The organism is Sandarakinorhabdus sp. DWP1-3-1, from assembly GCF_049896705.1.
Taxonomy (GTDB): Bacteria; Pseudomonadota; Alphaproteobacteria; order Sphingomonadales; family Sphingomonadaceae; genus Sandarakinorhabdus.
Genome location: NZ_JAFCUV010000005.1, coordinates 1 through 1284 on the forward strand (window position 1 = coordinate 1; position 1284 = coordinate 1284).

Annotated in this window: 1 protein-coding gene; it reads left to right on the top strand. The window is 67.4% G+C overall.

Annotation, left to right across the window (positions count from 1 at the left end; all coding sequences use genetic code 11):
* Nucleotide 1 precedes the first annotated feature (1 nt).
* A partial coding sequence (locus ACP7AI_RS17535; protein ID WP_426170264.1) for a UDP-glucose dehydrogenase family protein occupies nucleotides 2-1284 on the top strand: 1283 nt, incomplete at its 3' end.

The window sequence follows — 1284 nt, forward strand, 5'->3', positions numbered from 1 at the left end:
CATGCGTGTTGCGATGATCGGTTCGGGTTATGTCGGCCTGGTGTCGGGGGCCTGCTTTGCCGATTTCGGGCACGATGTGTGCTGCGTCGACAAGGATCCGGGCAAGATCGAGCGGCTGCACGCCGGCGTGATGCCGATCTTCGAACCCGGCCTCGAGGCGCTGGTCAGCGGCAATGCCCGCGCCGGCCGGCTGACCTTCACCACCGAGCTTGCCGAAGGCATCGCCGGGGCAGAGGCGATCTTCATCGCCGTCGGCACGCCGAGCCGCCGCGGCGACGGCCATGCCGATCTGAGCTATGTCTATGCCGCCGCCCGCGAGATCGCCGCGGCGCTGACCGGCTATACCGTCATCGTCACCAAATCGACCGTCCCCGTCGGCACCGGCGACGAGGTCGAGCGCATCATCCGCGAGGTCAACCCGGACGCCGAGTTCGCCGTCGTGTCCAACCCCGAGTTCCTGCGCGAAGGCGCCGCCATCGGCGACTTCAAGCGCCCCGACCGCATCGTCGTCGGCACCGATGACGAACGCGCCCGCGCCGTGATGACGGAACTCTATCGCCCGCTGTTCCTCAACCATTCGCCGATATTGTTCATGGGCCGGCGCACCGCCGAGCTGACGAAGTATGCGGCCAACGCCTTTCTCGCCACCAAGATCACCTTCATCAACGAGATCGCCGACCTGTGCGAGGCCGTCGGCGCCAATGTCCAGGACGTGTCGCGCGGCATCGGGCTCGACAATCGCATCGGGTCGAAGTTCCTCCACGCCGGCCCCGGCTATGGCGGCAGCTGCTTTCCCAAGGACACGCTGGCGCTGGTCAAGACGGCGCAGGATGCCGGCGCGCCGATCCGCATCGTCGAGACGGTGGCGGCGGTCAACGACACCCGCAAGCGCGCGATGGCGAAAAAGGTCATCCAGCTTGCCGGCGGCGATGTCCGCGGCAAGACGGTCGCCGTGCTCGGGCTGACGTTCAAGCCCAACACCGACGACATGCGCGATTCGCCCGCCATCGCCGTCATCCAGGCGCTGCAGGACGCCGGCGCCAGCATCCGCGCCTATGATCCCGAAGGCACCGAACAGGCGCGCCTCGTCCTCACCGACATCGCCTATGCCGACGATCCCTATGCCTGCCTGGCCGACGCCGACGTCGCCGTGCTGGTCACCGAATGGGACGTGTTTCGCGGCCTCGACATGGACCGGGTCAAGGCCGTCATGAAGACCCCCGCCATCGCCGACCTGCGCAACGTCTACCGCCCCGATGAAATGGCCCGCAGGGGGATCGCCTA